Below are 15,855 nucleotides of genomic sequence, written 5' to 3'. Positions count from 1 at the left end.
ATGTCCATCAGCGCGTTTTCAGCGGACTGCTGCGCCTCCCGTTGGTTCTCCGCCCGCCCGATCCCAGACCGGATGGGTGCATACAGGTTCGTCCGCCACCCCCATCCGATTCCCGGCTGGAGCGAGGGCCAGACCATCAGGAGCCAGCCGTCACCGCCGGAGCCTCGCGGCCTCCAGGACGTGAGGACGTCCCGCCTGCCGGAGCTTTTGAGAGGGGACCAGTCCAGGAACAGATGGCTCATTCTTTGTCCCTGTGCCGCGGCAGCCGCTGCCGGATGAGTTCCGCCGCCGCATGCGCGGACAGCGCGCCCTGTTCCACCATGACCGCTTCGGCCGCCTGCTGCGCCTCCGCACGCTTCTGGAAACCCCGCTGGCTCTGGATCGACGCCCCGATGAACCCGCCAGCGCGTTCGCTGCAGTGGACGAGGTAGTGCCATCCATCGCTCTTGCGTGCCACGAGAGCCGTCCAGGATTCGATGCTGAGGCATGCCACGCCGGTGACGATGTCGGTTTCCCAGCGGGCGCTGTCTTCGTTCGTCATGGTTCCCCCCTTTGCCTCTTTCACCACGATGAGCTGCGATTTGTCCGGTACGAAGGCGGCCACCTCCGTCGCCGGTCTTGAGTCCTCGAGGGATGCGGCGGCCCGGCGCGCCGCTTCAGGTACGATCGACCGCATGCTCCCAAGGCCGAGCCCCACCTTCGAGAGCCGCAGCCACCTCATGCGTTGCACCCGTCAGGTTCCTCCAAGTGGCGTTGCGGCGCATGAAAGGCCCCGTTCGGACCGGACAGGACGGCGCGCAGGAGTTCCAACACCTGAAGCGCCAGACCGGCCTGATCACCTCGATCTTCCCGGCCCATAGCGCTGCACAACGTCTCGAACCGCGGCGGTCCGCTCGTGGAACGTCAGAGTGGCAAAGCGCGTGGATTCGATCAGCAGTTCCACCGCGACAACCGGCGACGTCTGATGCCGTCCGGCGCGGAGGCGGGCGAGAAGCCGCTCGCTCGTAGGCAGCGCCTGCCGGCTGCACGCAATGCCCCAGCCGCGGGTCCATCTCGGCCCCTTCAGCAGCATGCCCGGAGGCGCCTGACTGAACCGCGCCCCATAATGGCTCCATCTGCGGTTCCGCCACGGGGAGAGGGTCGGGTACCACCGGCGAGAGATGTTGTACCAGCCCTGTGGTCCCACGGCGCGGGAAGGCAGGAAGATGCGTTTCCTCATCCTGCTCCTCCTCGTCGCCCGCCGCTCTACCCGATCGCCCATCTCGATCTCCCCACCAAGCTCGCGTAGAGTCTAGCCCATGACTCCGCCCGACCGAATCCCCCGCCGATGGCTGCTGCGCGCGCAGTTCGCGTGCGCGCTGGCCCTCGCCTCGCTCGGTCTCGCCTGGCTGGCGCTTCGGTCGGAGGGGATCCTGCTGCCAGCGCTCGCTGTGGCCCTGATGGGGCTGGCGTTGGCGGTCTATTTCAGGTCGTGGCGCTGACGCGACCCGTCAGAGCGGAAGGTCGACGTCGTCGCCGAGCGGCACGCCCAGCTTCGCGACGCCGTCGGCGAGGCCGCACACACTGGACGGATTGGCCGCGTCCACAGCATCGCCGCCGTCCGTCCACTGAAGCGTGAGGTATCCGCTTGGAGCGGAGCGGTCGTTGCGCTGGGACGTCCATAGCGGAGTGCACACGGCGGTCGATGAGGTGTCCCGGCGCGTGGAGCGCCGCCGGTGCGTGGCGCCGGGCGTTCTCGTTATCCACCCGGGCAACCTCGGAGCGGCGGTGAGGCGTCAGGGAAGGGCGGCGGATGAGGTGGTTGTGGGGACGGGGTTTGCCTTGGGTTCCGTTGGCCTTTGGGCCCTCTCCGTCCCCGTTGCGTAGATGTAGGGAGGACCTGTCTCACCCGGTGCCCGCGACCGCTTGCTGCCTCCGGTACCAGGTCGCCCGGGAAATGCCTTCGGCTTTCCAGGGCTTATCGCGGCTCACACTGTTGGCGGCCAGATAGGCGGTCCGGTCCTGGCCGGTGTGGTCGGCGCGCCACGCCTCGCGGTCGCGGCGGCGCTTCTCGTCGCCGTCGATCAAGCGCGTCATCTGCCTCATCTCCGCGGGAGTGATCTCGAGGAGGTCGATCAGCGTGTCCTTGTTGTAGGTCCAGTTCGGGCTGACGCTCTTGCCGCCGTGCTGTGCCCGCTCGCCGGCGGCTGCCTGGCGCGCGCGATCCAGCAGCGTCGAGCAGTGCCGGCTGAACTCGCCGTCGATATACCAATCAGGCAGAATTTGGCGTCCCCACGCTTCGATCTCCGCCGGCAGCTGAGGGGCGGGGATGACCATGGCGAGTTGGCAGGCACCGAGGTGTCCGAAGAGATCCAGCCCGGCTTGACGACCGGCTCCGGCAACCTGGACGATGCCGGAGTCGTGGCGAAGCTCAGCGAGGCGGCGCAGGTCCGCAAGAACACCCAAATGCCAATCCGCGCGGTGGAAGAGCTTACGGCCGAGCCGCTGCTGCTGCTCAACGGTCTCCCAGGGCGCATCTTTCCGCCCGGCCCTGACCGGGCGCGTCGGCGCGACCACTCCCGCGCGGGCGAGCGGAGGGCGAAGAAATTCATCGGCAAAGGTGTTGAAGTCGTAGCGCAGGACGTCGCCGTCCACATTATTGGTCCACAGGACTTCCACCCTGTTGCCGGACCGGCTGTTGACGGAGCCGACCACCCGCAGGATGCGGCTCATGTCGACTGCCGCGCGGTCGGCGCCGAAGTCCCGGAAGAACTGGACCAGCGCCCGGTTGATGGCAATCGCTCGGCCGGCTTCGGAGCTGGGAACCGGCTGCCGCCAGAACCATTTCAGATACAAACCCCGGCCGGAGTGGATGATGCATGACGGCTTGGGGATACCGAAATCGTCGCAATCAAGCAGGACCATACGAGCGACGGTGTCGATGCTCTTCCCGTCGCTCATGATCTGGGTTTTATAGACGTCGAGATCGACGTAGGCATGTGTGATGTGGGTCAAATCGACCGTGCGCCGCGACTTCTTCCCGAAGATGCCCTGCGACATGTAGACGTCGATTCCCTTCCCCTTGGCGGCGAGGACGGTGGCGAGTTGATTGAGCTGATAATGAACTTGGCGCATGGACTTTCTGCCCTGCCCCTGGATGAGCGACCACCACCCCGAGGGGGGCAGCGCTCTGCCCTCAAGGGGATTTCGGGAAGTGAACCGCAGGCTGGAGGGAGGAGGGAAGGAACTGGTCGGCAATGTGGTCATGGAGGGGGCTCCTGGCTGCCGGAGACCGCTGGATGCACAACGGGCCCGATCCCGCGTGGGACAAGCTGTTGCTCTGCCGTCTCGCGTGCATGGCCGGCGCCGGGCCGCCTAGAGCCCTGCGCCGTGCCGGTTCAAGGGTCCAAGCCGGTGCGCTCGGACCCTCCTCGTTGTGCGGCGGAGTTATGGGGATTGAATGCGGGCACAAGCGGCGGCGATGTCCGGCCTGATGCCTGACGAATCCGACGTGTTGCCCTTGGTGTCAGCCGGTCTGATGACGCTTGCGGATCATGTTGATCCTGTGCCAGGTCACACCGAAATCTCGGGCAATGGAGCTCACGGCTTCGCCGCCGGCCAGGCGGAGCAGCACATAGTCCTCGTTCATCGGCCGGTTCGGTTCCCGTCTTTCGCGGCGCCGATCCGGCACGCGGCCGGCCTGGGGGGCCGGGGAAGGGTCACTCGCCTCAGCGGCGTCAGTCGGTGGGCATCTCGAGGAGAACGCACGCACCAGTTCCAAGGATTGAACGATGCTCTGGGTCGTGTGGTTGCCGACGAGGATCGACAGCTCCGCCTTCGCGGCTACGACATCGTGGACCAACAACTCCAGGTCCTGAATGGTGCCGGCGGCCTGCCGGGCCGCTCGGATGACCAGGGTGTCGTCGGCGCGCAAAAGCATGCGGATGTTCCGCAGCGTCTGACGGCCATGCCCCATGCGGTCATGCAGGCAGCGATCGCAGCCGGCTTTGGTAAGGAAGGCCTCATTCTCGTCGTAGGCGTCGTTGGAACAGAAGGCGTAACCGATCTTCATGATGGCGCTCGTGCGGTTGGTTGCAGGCGCCGCCGAAATGGGTTTGACGAGAGGAGCGCGTCCCTCGGGCTCCAGAGATATATTTTTCCGCAACGAGGAACCGGCCGTCGGATATGGACCCATATCGACCCGACCCGGTCCGCAAGCGACAATTCCTCAAAATAGCTCGCCCGCCCTGTCCGATTCGCTTGCGAGCTGACCGCCTATGCCTAAGTCCGATCTCTCTAGTTGTGGAGGAGAAGGGCAATGCCGCGTGCGGACTGGCAGAGGAAATGGAGGGAGAAGGTGCGGAGCAGAGGGCTACGGCAGGTTGCCGTTTATCTCGATGAGCGTGAACTCGCGCTGCTCGACGCCATCGCATTCGCCGTCATGATCACGTACCCGGAGTTGGGTGGTGATGACGTGCCGCCGAACCGCATTCCATCCCGGACGGCTGCGCTGCGGATCCTCATACAGGCGGCGCTACGCGACATTCCGGCGCCGCAGCGCGACAAAACCGCGTTGTCGATGCTCTGGGTTCGTTTGGCGAGTTGGGCGGCGTGGCGCCGCGACCGAGGTGAGGCCCCGCCTGCGATGGAAAGACCGGAAACCGCACACGAGGCTGCTCGTGCAGCACGGGCGAATGCGCAACTCATATGTGCTGCCAGCCAAGTGTTCGAGCGCATTGATATTGAAGCGCTTAGGGAGCCTGGTATTACCGAAGGGACCTGACGATCCGGTGTGGTGGGAGATGTCCACTTTCGATCGTCAGCGCTGACGAAACAGAGGATATCCTCCTCGCCACCGTGCTGGTGCGCGACGTTGCTGCAGGTCACCATCCGGGGATTTCTCTGGACCGGCTTCTGCCGCCCACAACACGCCCGGTTGTGGAGGCGCTCGCCGAGCGTCTCGAGGAAACGGACCGGGTCCCCCCTTGCCTGTGCTGGGGTCGTAAGGTCCCAGACGGACTCCGGCGGCCGGTTCCGTCAGGCCATCGCTAAGGCCGATATGCTCGAGGGCAACGCAAGCGACCTGGCGGAGTGCCCTCTGCAGGGTAGCGAAGCGTTTTCACCAGAGTCGTGGCACTGGAACCCAATGAACGGAACCGGCTTCCTTATACGGCAGCTAACCCGGATCATTCATCGGCGTTTTGGAACGGCTGTCCGAAGGCGCGTCGATGGGTGGCGCCAACGGTGCGGGATGACGGGGCTGGATAGTTGCGGGGACAGGCTCGTTCGGGGGCACATCGCCCCGGCATTCACGACGGCAGCTTGACGGTACGGGCGGCCAGGCCCGTCAGGCTTTCCTGGTAAGAGAAGCTGCTCGGCAGAGACACCTTGATGCGCATCACCATCTCGGTGACCCGCGCCGCCACCTTGATGAGGCCGATGCGCAGCGTGTTGAACTCCGCCTCGCGCCAGAACGACGCCTTCGGTGCCAATCCGCGCAGGGTGTGCAGCAGCCAGTAGGCGGCGGTGTGGACGAGCAGCCGGAACTGGTTGGCGGTCGCCTTGCTGCAGGAGGTCCGGTCGGAGGCGAGATGCAGCTTGTGGGCCTTGATCAGGTTCTCCATCTGGCCGCGGGCGTAGTAGATCGTCTCGTACAGCGCCTTGGGCGTGTCGGCCAGGTTGGTGACGATGAACCGGCTATCGGTACCCTGGGCCGGCGCCTCGATCCGGGCGATGACCCGACGCTCGACCTTCCAGGTGCGGGCGGCGTAGCGGAGGTCGCCGAAGCGCCGGACCTTGTCCGCCTCGCCGACGATCCGGCCCATCGCGGCGTCCTCGGCCAGACCGGTGACCCGCCCGAGCAGGACCGTGTTGCCGCCCAGGCCGAAAACTTAGCCGACACGGTTGCGCTCGCACCAGCTCATCGCCTCATGGCGGCCGTAATGGCTGTCGCCGCGCACCAGGATATCGACGCGCGGCTAGCGGGCGCGGATGGCCCGCACGACATGGCGTAGCACCAGCGCCACCTCGGCGCCGTCCGGCGTTTTGCCGGGCCGCAGGATGATGGCGACCGGCTTGCCGGTGGTCGCCTCGTAGATGTGCATCGGCAGGAAGCAGCGCCGGTCATAGTGGGCGTGGAACAGCGAGAGTTGCTGGGCGCCGTGGATGCGGTCCTCGGTGTCGTCTATGTCCAGCACGATGCGCCGCGGCACCGTGGCGAAGCTGTCGCAGAACAACTCCACCATGGCCGCCATCATGCGCTTGAGCGCCACTGGACCGGGCAGGTTCTCCAGCTGGCTGATGGTCGGCTGCGAGCAGAGGTCACCCCCGCTCTCGGGAAGTCGGCCCACCGCCATCTTAAAAGCGGGATCGCTGCGCAGGGCGTCGCAGTCATTGGCATCCGGGAAGCCGGCGGCGATCAGCAGGGCGCGGAAGCGGATCATCTCCGCCAGCGTGTGCTGGACGCGCTCCGGAGTGCGCCAATCCTCGATGCAGTGCGCCAGACGCTCGCAGATCCCAAACCGCCGGTCGATCTCGGCCAGCAGCAGGATGCCGGCGTCGGAGGTGAGATGACCGCCGTCGAAGGCGGCGTGAACCGGCTTGCCGGCAACCGGTGACAAGCCGGGCAGAACCCCGGTACTCTCAGCCATGTCAGGCGTGAACTCCGTTGATCCGTGGGGAGACTGCTTCAGCACCGAAATCATACATAAATTCAGCGGCTTATCCTCGCGCCCGCCGCCGCCAGAGCCCACTCTGGTGAATTATCCGGGCTAACGAGTGGTGATAGCTTATGTGCTGTGAAGGGGATGGAACCGCAAGCTCCATCCCCTCCTGTTGACGACCATGCATCTGGTCTGACGGCAGTAACCGCGGGGTGCAGGATCTGACCGGATTTACCTGAATTCTGTCAAGCCTGGCTGCTTGGATTGTTGCTGTACAGAACATATCAGCCGTTGAGCATTGCCAGGCCGACCTTTCCTACGGGAGGTTGGGATGCAGCGTCTGCCATTCCCTCTCGAGTGCCGCAACCACCGCATCATCATTTTGCTTTGACACATTGCGGAGGGCACGGACGGCCTTGATGGAGGGACCATTCCATTCTGTGTACTTCACGCTCCAATACGGCAGGAGGTTCTCATGGCTGGCGACGAGGGGCGGACATGCGTGCTTTTGCAGCACGATCTGGCTCGGAATTTGAGCTCCGAGCGGTTGCAGTTGGCCCAGTGTGGGATCGAATACAATCTGGCCGATTGACACGATCACATGGCCCTGGAAGCCCGACCTCGGATCGCCGCCCTTGCCGTACACCGCGGCTTTTCCGCGCATCTTCCAACCGTCGGGGCCCAGAACCCAAGCCTTGACATAGGCGTTCACCGGCAGCGGCACAGCGGCAAACCCGTGCATGGTAAGAAAACTGCTGACGCTGACGGCGGCCGGCACACAGGCACCGAGGATTTGGCTTTGCTGGCATTTCAGAACCGAGGCTGCGATGGATGTGAAGGCCTCGAGGAAAACCAAAAGCTGCAACAGGTCCGGGTTGAGATTAGGCAGATTCGTCCTGAGTTGGGACATAATGCATCTCCGTCATAGCGATGACGGCGCGAACTAAGGCAACGCGCCAGATGCGCAGCCCTAAAGCGGTCAAATAGCCATTCCTATTCGGAGAGCGCAGTTCCAACAGATCACAGAAGTACCCCCAAGAGTCGGTCTGATCGAGTAACACCTAACGATACAAAACTGTTCCCAACCCTGTCATCTGCCGCATCCGTGGTTCGGTAGTCGGATTCCGGGAGGCGCGTGGGAGCAGGAGACGTGCGTAGGGTCTGGACCCATAAATGGATTTTCCATGATTGACCTGCCCCCCTGAACCCGCTCCAGCCTTTATCTGATGGTTGGGCAAAACAGGAGGAAGGAAGGGCCCGTCGGAAGCGGCAAACCCCCGAGCAGATCATCTGCATACTGCGCGCCATCGAGGTGGCGGTGGCGCAAGGGCGCACGGTCGTGGAGACCTGCCGCGAGCACGCCATCTCGGAGCAGACCTACTACCGCTGGCGCGCCGAATTCGGCGGCCTGAATCTGGATCAGGCCAAGCGGTTCAAGGAACTGGAACGCGAGAACCAGCATCTGCGCAAGGCAGTGGCCGACCTCACGCTGGACAAGCTGATCCTGCAGGAGGCGGCGCGGGGAAACTTCTGAGCCCCGAGCGGCGCCGCGCCTGCGTCACGCAGGTCCAGCAGACCCTTGGCGTGTCCGAACGCCGGGCCTGCCGGGTGCTTGGCCAAGCACGCTCGACCCAGCGTCATGTATCCGTTGTTCCGGCCGACGAGGAGGCGCTCTCGGCGGCCATCTTGCGGCCGGCCGGTCAGTAGGCCGCTACGGCTACCGGCGCATCACCGCCTTGCTGCGTCAGGCGGGCTGGCGGGTGAACCACAAGCGGGTCGAGCGGATCTGGCGCCGGGAGGGGCTGAAGGTCCCCGAGAAGCAGCCCAAGCGTGGCCGGCTGTGGCTGAACAACGGCTCGTGCGTGCGTCTGCGCCCAAGTTGGCCGAACCACGTCTGGGCCTACGACTTCGTCACCGCACGCACGACGGACGGAGCTTCCGCATGCTGACCATCATCGACGAGTTCACCCGCGAGTGCCTGGCCATCGACGTCGCCCGCCGTCTCTCCTCGGACGACGTCCTGCAACGGCTGGCCGAGTTGTTCGTCGAACGGGGTCCACCCGCCTTCATCCGCTCCGACAACGGCCCGGAGTTCGCCGCCACGGCGGTGCGTGAGCGGCTGGAGCGGGTCGGGGTGAAGACGCTGTTCATCGAGCCGGGCAGCCCATGGGAGAACGGCTACAACGAGAGCTTCAATGGCAAGTTGCGCGACGAGTTGCTCGCGCGGGAGATCTTCTACACGCTGCCCGAGGCGCAGGTGCTCATCGAGCGCTGGCGCGTCGCCTACAACACCGTGCGTCCGCACAGCGCGCTCGGCTACCGCGCCACCGGCGCCGGCCGCGGTGGTGCCGGCCCCTGTCCAGCCCGAATCCGCTACGCTCCCGGACTGGACAGGAGCCGCCGGGCGGTGTTTGTTGGCTAACATAGTCTCTGGTGTCCCACGCGGGGGCAGATCAGTTCGGTCAGCTTGAGACGCATCTTCCGGCGCGCCACCCGTGGCAAGCCGCGAGTGGATGATCGACGGGTGATCAGCGGGATCGTCCATGTTCTGAAATTAGGCTGGTGTTGGGCGGACGCTACGCCGGTCTACCAATTGGGCGCCATTTTCTTGACTGCCGCTCAGGAAACTGCTTGACCGGCCGTTTGTCTCGATGGGCGCCTCCGCCCGACTTCGGACGAGGATGTTGCCAATTCTATCCCAACTCCCTTGGTGCGAACATCGAATTTTTTTGCGCTATCCAAGCCGAAAAGCTGCAGTTATCATATCCGTATGATGCGACCTCAAAGAAATAACTGCAGAATCAGCCTCGAGTGGCATGGCGGGAAACCGCCTGTTGTCATTACGAATTGCACCAACCGCAAGAGGGTTCAGCCCACTGCTGAGTCGCGTCTCGGTGCCAACAGTCTATACGACCCTCGGGCTTGGGCTGCACAGGTAATGGCGACGAAGACCTTGTTGCCTGCCCGGGAGATGTATTGTGGTCGTGCCTTTCAAGAAGCAGCATTCGCTGCAGAATTTATCTCGGCAGATCTTTGGGTAGTATCCGCCGGGCTTGGCTTCGTGGATGCTCACACGCCTATACCCGCTTACAGCGCCACCGCCGCTGCAGGGCATTCAGACTCAATCGCAGGTGATATTAAGAGATGGTTCGCAGAGTTGGTGTTGGCTGGCCCCTTCCCAGGGGAGCCTGACACGTCGTCGGCCCCACTGGTGCTAGCCGCCTTGTCTTCTCCTTACCTTTCTATGTTAGGGCCATGGCTGATCAGGCTGACTCAGGCGCGCCCTGGGCGCTTGCGCCTTTTCACACTTGCAGCTCCGTCAAATGTGCCAAGCTGGTTGCAGGAGTCTGTAATGCCCTATGACCGGCGCCTTGAGGATCCAGTCCTGGGGCGTGCTGGTACAGCAGGCGACTTTGCCCAACGTGCCATGCGCGACTTCGTTGAGGAGGTGCTCCCTGGAAGTCCTATGGGCAGTGCCGCTGATCACGCAAAAGCCGTGCTGGATCGGTTGAATTGCCACACGACCCCCCCACGACCTTCACGCCGCAGTGCTACCGACGACGAACTGCAGGCACTTATGCGTGCCCATTGGAATGCCGTTGGCGGCAGGTCAGGTCGCATGCTGCGCTTGCTCAGAGACGATCTCGGGGTAGCATGCGAGCAGGGTCGGTTCAAGAACCTCTTCAATGGGGTGGCGGCCCAGTTAGACGGTGCGATATGAGTAACGAGATCACCGTAAGAGCATTGCGCACTCAACAAGCTGGTGGCGTACCCGTCTATGCTTTCTTCATGGCCGGATCGGATATCACGAGAGTGGCGGACATTTCGCGTGTCGGCCGTGACGAGGCTGATGCCCTGAAGGGGTTCCAACGAAAAGAAATTCGGGAACACGTCAATGGTATTGTCGAATTCCTTGACAGTGGTGATGTGCTTTTCCCCAACGCGATCATCCTCGCCCTGGCTCCGGAGGTTGAGTTCAGGCAATCTCGCGGTCCTGCGCCATCTAGCCTGGACGAGGCGGCCACCCATGCAGGCACCCTTACGATTCCTCTACGGCCAGAGGGGCGCCGAGCAGCTTGGGTTGTTGATGGACAGCAGCGGTCTCTTGCACTCGCCCGCGCGCAAAAGGGTCGCCTTCCTGTGCCCATAGTCGGTTTTGTCTCGGCTGACCTTAAGATTCAGCGTGAGCAGTTCATCTTGGTGAACAAGGTCAAGCCTTTACCGCGCGGTTTGCTCAACGAACTGCTTCCAGAGGTAGATACGATCCTGCCTCGCGACCTTGCGGCCAAGAAGTTACCAAGTGAGCTTTGCAACGCATTGAACCGGAGCCTTGGCAGCCCCTTCTATGGTCTCGTGCGAAGGGAATCTGAGCCGGAGAACGCGGCTGCTGTTATAGCCGACACGGCCCTGATTGATGCCATCAAGGATAACCTAAAACCTCCAATGGGTGCGCTTAGCCAGTTCCGCTCCGAGCACGGTGGCGACGCTGATGCCATGTACCGAACGCTGGTGCTCTATTGGGACGCCGTGCGAGCGGTCTTTCCAGATGCTTGGGGTCGACCACCCCAGGAGAGCCGCCTCATGCACTCTGCCGGGATCCGGGTAATGTCGCGCTTGATGGACCAAGTGATGCTCCGTGCTGACAGCACGGGAAACCCGCAAGCCGAGGTCCAGGTCTCGCTGAGACGATTGGCGATCCACTGCCGCTGGACCGGCGGTATCTGGGAACCCCTTGGTTGGGCCTGGGACGAGATCCAGAATACGTCTCGCCACGTTAACCGTCTTACGGAGTATCTGGTCCGGCTAGATAGGGAACTCGCGAGGCCGCAGCGATGAGGTTCATCTTCGCCGACAGCCTAGACATGGTTGATCCCGGCTATGATTTCTTGGCTGACCGGAACGCGCCCGGCCGGAAACCCTATTGGGACGATGTCTACCCTCACGAGATTTTAGACAATCCCCCGTACAACGGTGTGCTCGTCTCGCGTGGCATTGTCGGCGGCCCCCAGATCAAGGGCAAGTACACGCCCGGCCAAGCGATGCGGTTGCGGCAGGTAGGCGTACGCGCATTTCTTCGCCTTGATGAACCTCAGCACGTCCACATGGATCTTTTTGGGGACTGCGGCGCTTTCACTTACGTGAACGAGGCGGTTCCACCCTATCAGCCTAGCGAGACGGCCCAGTACTACGAGGAGTGCGGCTTCACCCATGGTTGCTCCGTGGACCACATCATCTTTGCGTTCGAGGAAGGCGCGCGCGGCATGGACGGTGGCGACGCCGAGGCGCGGCGGCGTTTCGACGTCACCTTGGACAACGCTCGGGCATTTCTTGCCGAACATCGTGCAATTGGCGCCCGATTCACGCCTATGGGGGTAGTGCAGGGATGGTCCCCAGACAGCATGGCGGAGGCCGCGCGCCGACTCGTTCTAATGGGGTACGACTATTTAGCTATTGGCGGCATGGTGCCTCTGAAGGCAGCCGAGATTCGGCTGGCGCTCGGCAGGATTCGAGATGCAATCCCTTCGTCGATCCGCATGCACGTCCTCGGCTTCGCCAAGGCCGACGAGATCGAGACCTTTCGCCCGTACCGGATCACTAGCTTTGATACCACCTCGCCGCTGCTGCGGGCCTTCAAGGACGGCGAACAAAACTACTATTTACCGGGTGAGAGCGGGCGGTTGCGCTACTACACGGCATTGCGTATCCCGCAATCCATTGAGAATCCCCGCCTCATGCGTTTGGTTAAGACCGGCGCCTTCAGAGCAGAGGACCTCACAGCTTTAGAGGTCCGTGCGCTGCGCGCGGTGCGCGCCTACGACACAGGCACGGCTGTCCTCGGAGACGCACTGAGTGCCTTGATGGAATATAGCGCGCCCCTTGTGGTGGAGCGGCCGTATTCCGAGGCGATCCAAAACATCAAGCTGGCTAAGCTTGCTCAGCAATACCGCCGTACCCTAGAAGATCGGCCCTGGAGAGCGTGCTGCTGTGCAATCTGCCGTGCCGCTGGTGTGGAGGTGATCATCTTCCGCGCCAGCAACCGCAACAAGCGACGCGGCATGCATAATCTCGCCGTCTATAAGAGCCACATCGAAAGACTGGATCTGTCCTGTGCCGCCAACCGACCAGATGATCTTTTCAGCCATCCGCGCGCAGCAGAGTGCTGAGCACGTTGCGCTGACCTTCGCGGCTCGAGCCGACGAAATCCTGCGCTTCGCCAGCATTGAGCGCATCGCTCGCGATGGCGAGGGGCGTGTGAGTGGCTTCCAGCGCCCGCAGGTTGCCGGGCATATACGCGAGATCAAGGATTACCTTGAGAAGTCTACGGCCGTGCTGCCGAACCCGATTGTCGTTGCCTTCACCGCCGGCGTTGAAGTTGAGGGCGCTGGCGCTGCATGCCGCGTCACGATTGATGTATCAAAAGGGCCCCCCGGGCTTGTGGTCGATGGCCAGCAGCGGCTGACAGCACTACAGTATCTGCCCACCAAGGATTTTCAGGTCTTTGTCTCCGCACTTGTTTGTCGGGATGAGGCCGAACTGCGTCGGCAGTTCGTGCTCATCAATAATACGAGGCCCTTGCCCAAGTCTCTGATCTACGAATTGCTGCCTACTGTCGCCGAACTCCCGGAGCGACTGGGAGGCCGATCTGGTGCGGCGGCACTGACCGCACGTCTTAATTTCGACCGCACGTCGCCGCTGTACGGCCTGATCCGCCAGCACACCAACCCGGCTGGCCACATCGCGGACACAGCTATTCAGAAGGTCATCATGACGTCCCTCAACGACGGCATTATGCGCCAACTGGCGAGGCAACGGGATGGCGAGTCCGCTTGTTTCAAACTGGTGTGTGAGTTCTTCGAGGCCGTTAAGAAAACCTTTCCTGAGGCTTGGTGGGACCATAAGCCCAGCACGTCGCGTCTCGTCCACGGTGCTGGTATCCAGGCAATGGGCTATGTGATGGAGGACTTGGCCGTCCTCGATGGCGCCCGCAGTTGGGATGCTTTCGTCCGCGGGATGGAATGCTTGAGGGGTCGTACGGCCTGGACGGAGGGGCACTGGGATTTCGGCAACGGCGACATCCGACACTGGAAAGCTGTGCAAAATGTCAGCCGTGACGTCCAGACGCTCGCGCACCATCTGTCGGCAATTGTTCGAGCTGACATCCGCGTTCGCAAGGCGGCGGCAGCAGGGCCGCTGTTCGCAAGTCAAGGGGCGGACCGATGAGCTACGCCGTCAAAGAGCTGTTCAAAACACTGCAGGGTGAGGGCGCCCAGGCGGGGCGTGCGGCTGTGTTCTGCCGCTTCGCGGGCTGCAACCTCTGGAGCGGCCGGGAACAGGACCGTCATTCGGCTATCTGCCGGTTCTGCGATACCGATTTCGTAGGCATCGACGGTGAGGGAGGTGGCCGGTTCTCTGATGGGAGAGCGCTAGCTGCGGTCATTGCACAGGCCTGGGGGCCTTCCCGCTCCCACCGCTACGTGGTGTTCACCGGGGGCGAACCTTTGCTCCAGCTTGATGCGGCTCTCCTTGAGGCAGTCCACGCAGAGGGCTTTGAAGCCGCTGTCGAAACTAACGGCACGCTCGAGCCTCCGCTTGGCCTGGACTGGGTCTGCGTCAGTCCGAAAGCTGGCAGCGAGTGGGTTTTACGGCGAGGGCACGAACTTAAGCTCGTCTACCCGCAGCCTGAATTGCCGCCTGAGGGGCTCGAAGGACTGGACTTTCAGCACTTTTGGCTGCAGCCCATGGACGGACCCGAGCGGAACCATAACATTGAGGCCGCTGTGGCCTACTGCCAGAAGAACCCAAAATGGCGCTTAAGCCTGCAGACGCATAAATTCATTGGCATCCCGTGAATGTTCGTACTACTCAACCTTCGTCACTTCAGCGTGTTTTAGATAGCGATCCGTTTTAGTAGTAACAGTGATAGCTGCGCTTACCTCAACTCACAGAAAGACGCGCAATGACAAACAAGGCGCTGGTGCTTTTCTCCGGCGGACAAGATTCGGCAACCTGCCTTACCTGGGCGCTAGAGCACTTTGACCATGTAGAAACTGTGGGCTTCGACTACGGACAGCGCCACCGCGTGGAACTGGAGTGCCGCAGGCGGTTCCGCGAGGCGCTGACGACAGCCTTCCCAAGGTGGGGGGTAAAGCTCGGAGCCGATCACATGCTCGACCTCACGGTGCTGGGCCAAGTGAGCGAAACCGCGCTGACTAGGGACGCCGAGATCCGCATGCAGGCGGACGGTCTGCCCAACACCTTCGTGCCCGGGCGCAACCTCCTGTTCTTCACCTTCGCGGCCACCCTTGCCTACCGCCGCGGGCTGAGGCATCTGGTCGGCGGTATGTGCGAGACAGACTACTCGGGCTATCCAGACTGTCGGGACGATACATTGAAGGCGCTGCAAGTCGCCCTGAATCTCGGCATGGACAGCCGCTTGGTGCTGCACACGCCCTTGATGTGGGTAGACAAGGCCGGCACCTGGAGGATGGCGGAGGATCTCGGTGGCGGCGCGCTGGTGCGCCTCGTCGCCGAGGAGACGCATACTTGCTACAAGGGTGACCGCGCTACTCGCCACCCCTGGGGCTACGGCTGCGGCGACTGCCCGGCCTGCCACCTGCGGTCAGCCGGCTGGGAGCGGTACGAGATCGGCGAAGGGTTGGCGTAAGTGAGCGAGGGTTTCACCATAACCCGGCAGATCGGGATCGACGCTGGGCACCGCATCCCCGATCATGGGTCAAAGTGCCGGCACCTCCACGGCCACCGCTACGTGGTGGAGGCCACTTGCCGCTCGGTCGACGGCACGCTGCAGGCCGCTGGCGAGGAAAACGGAATGGTACTCGATTTTGGGTTCCTGAAGGAGGAGATGATGGAACACGTCGACGCGCCCTGCGACCACGGACTGATCCTCTCGTTCCACGATGAGGAGGTGCTGGCGATGCTGGCGCCGCCGGGCATCGACGCCGGGGCTTGGCTGGAAGAGCTACGGGGCACGGTCCGCGCCAAGGGCTACGCCGCAACCGAGGAGACGCGTCTCGGCCAGAAGCTCTACGTCATCCCCTTCCCGCCCACGGCCGAGTGCCTCGCGCGGCATTGGTACGAGCGGCTGGGCCCGGCCGTCTCAGCCCGCAGCCGCGGCAAGGCCAAATTGGTCAAGGTCACGGTCTGGGAAACGCCGAACTGCCGGGCGGACTATGGCGTAAATTGAAACCACCGT

12 protein-coding genes and 2 pseudogenes are annotated in these 15,855 nt (G+C 63.0%); 9 read left to right on the top strand and 5 right to left on the bottom strand.

Features of this window, described 5'->3' with window-relative positions; all coding sequences use genetic code 11:
• Positions 1–238: 238 nt before the first annotated feature.
• Positions 239–721 carry a hypothetical protein gene (locus TSO5_RS18975; RefSeq protein ID WP_109153012.1) on the bottom strand — a complete coding sequence of 161 codons (483 nt, stop codon included), beginning with the start codon at positions 719–721 and terminating at the stop codon, positions 239–241.
• Between the two features lie 577 nt (positions 722–1,298).
• Here TSO5_RS18975 and TSO5_RS18965 point away from each other — a divergent pair.
• Positions 1,299–1,481 carry a hypothetical protein gene (locus TSO5_RS18965; protein ID WP_045580662.1) on the top strand — a complete coding sequence of 61 codons (183 nt, stop codon included), beginning with the start codon at positions 1,299–1,301 and terminating at the stop codon, positions 1,479–1,481.
• Positions 1,482–1,884: 403 nt separating this feature from the next.
• Here TSO5_RS18965 and TSO5_RS18955 read toward each other — a convergent pair whose 3' ends face one another.
• Positions 1,885–3,246: a hypothetical protein gene (locus TSO5_RS18955; RefSeq protein WP_146203807.1), complete on the bottom strand. Its 1,362-nt coding sequence runs from the start codon at positions 3,244–3,246 to the stop codon at positions 1,885–1,887.
• 259 nt (positions 3,247–3,505) lie between these two features.
• Positions 3,506–4,051 (bottom strand): hypothetical protein, encoded by a 546-nt coding sequence (locus tag TSO5_RS18950; RefSeq protein ID WP_109153008.1) that lies wholly within the window; start codon positions 4,049–4,051, stop codon positions 3,506–3,508.
• A 246-nt stretch (positions 4,052–4,297) separates the two neighbouring features.
• Between TSO5_RS18950 and TSO5_RS18945 the strand changes: the two genes are divergently transcribed.
• Complete coding sequence (locus TSO5_RS18945) at positions 4,298–4,762, top strand: hypothetical protein (protein WP_109153007.1); 465 nt, start codon at positions 4,298–4,300, stop codon at positions 4,760–4,762.
• Between the two features lie 526 nt (positions 4,763–5,288).
• On the opposite strand, the pseudogene TSO5_RS18940 reads toward TSO5_RS18945, so the two are convergent.
• Positions 5,289–6,629 (bottom strand): annotated as a pseudogene (locus tag TSO5_RS18940) (IS1380 family transposase).
• Between the two features lie 328 nt (positions 6,630–6,957).
• Positions 6,958–7,551, bottom strand: coding sequence for a hypothetical protein (locus tag TSO5_RS18935; RefSeq protein ID WP_109153006.1), 594 nt, complete (start codon positions 7,549–7,551; stop codon positions 6,958–6,960).
• A gap of 375 nt (positions 7,552–7,926) precedes the next feature.
• On the opposite strand from TSO5_RS18935, the pseudogene TSO5_RS18930 reads away from it, so the two are divergent.
• From TSO5_RS18930 to TSO5_RS18900, 7 genes and pseudogenes are all read left to right on the top strand, one after another.
• A pseudogene (locus TSO5_RS18930) lies at positions 7,927–9,112 on the top strand (IS3 family transposase).
• Between the two features lie 1,246 nt (positions 9,113–10,358).
• Positions 10,359–11,477, top strand: a complete 1,119-nt coding sequence (dbpB, locus tag TSO5_RS18925; RefSeq protein WP_109153005.1) for a DGQHR domain-containing protein DpdB — start codon at positions 10,359–10,361, stop codon at positions 11,475–11,477.
• Positions 11,474–12,805, top strand: coding sequence for a tRNA-guanine transglycosylase DpdA (dpdA, locus tag TSO5_RS18920; RefSeq protein ID WP_109153004.1), 1,332 nt, complete (start codon positions 11,474–11,476; stop codon positions 12,803–12,805). Before dbpB (TSO5_RS18925) ends, dpdA begins: the two co-directional genes overlap by 4 nt.
• Positions 12,750–13,862, top strand: a complete 1,113-nt coding sequence (dbpB, locus tag TSO5_RS18915; protein ID WP_199230937.1) for a DGQHR domain-containing protein DpdB — start codon at positions 12,750–12,752, stop codon at positions 13,860–13,862. The genes dpdA and dbpB (TSO5_RS18915) overlap by 56 nt, the downstream gene beginning before the upstream one ends.
• Positions 13,859–14,491: a 7-carboxy-7-deazaguanine synthase gene (gene queE / locus TSO5_RS18910; protein ID WP_109153002.1), complete on the top strand. Its 633-nt coding sequence runs from the start codon at positions 13,859–13,861 to the stop codon at positions 14,489–14,491. Before dbpB (TSO5_RS18915) ends, queE begins: the two co-directional genes overlap by 4 nt.
• A 107-nt stretch (positions 14,492–14,598) precedes the next feature.
• Positions 14,599–15,306 carry a 7-cyano-7-deazaguanine synthase QueC gene (gene queC, locus TSO5_RS18905; RefSeq protein WP_109153001.1) on the top strand — a complete coding sequence of 236 codons (708 nt, stop codon included), beginning with the start codon at positions 14,599–14,601 and terminating at the stop codon, positions 15,304–15,306.
• Positions 15,307–15,846, top strand: a complete 540-nt coding sequence (locus TSO5_RS18900; protein ID WP_109153000.1) for a 6-carboxytetrahydropterin synthase — start codon at positions 15,307–15,309, stop codon at positions 15,844–15,846.
• Positions 15,847–15,855 lie beyond the last annotated feature (9 nt).

The organism is Azospirillum sp. TSO5, from assembly GCF_003116065.1.
Taxonomy (GTDB): domain Bacteria; phylum Pseudomonadota; class Alphaproteobacteria; order Azospirillales; family Azospirillaceae; genus Azospirillum.
This window is presented reverse-complemented; position numbering and strand designations above follow the sequence as displayed.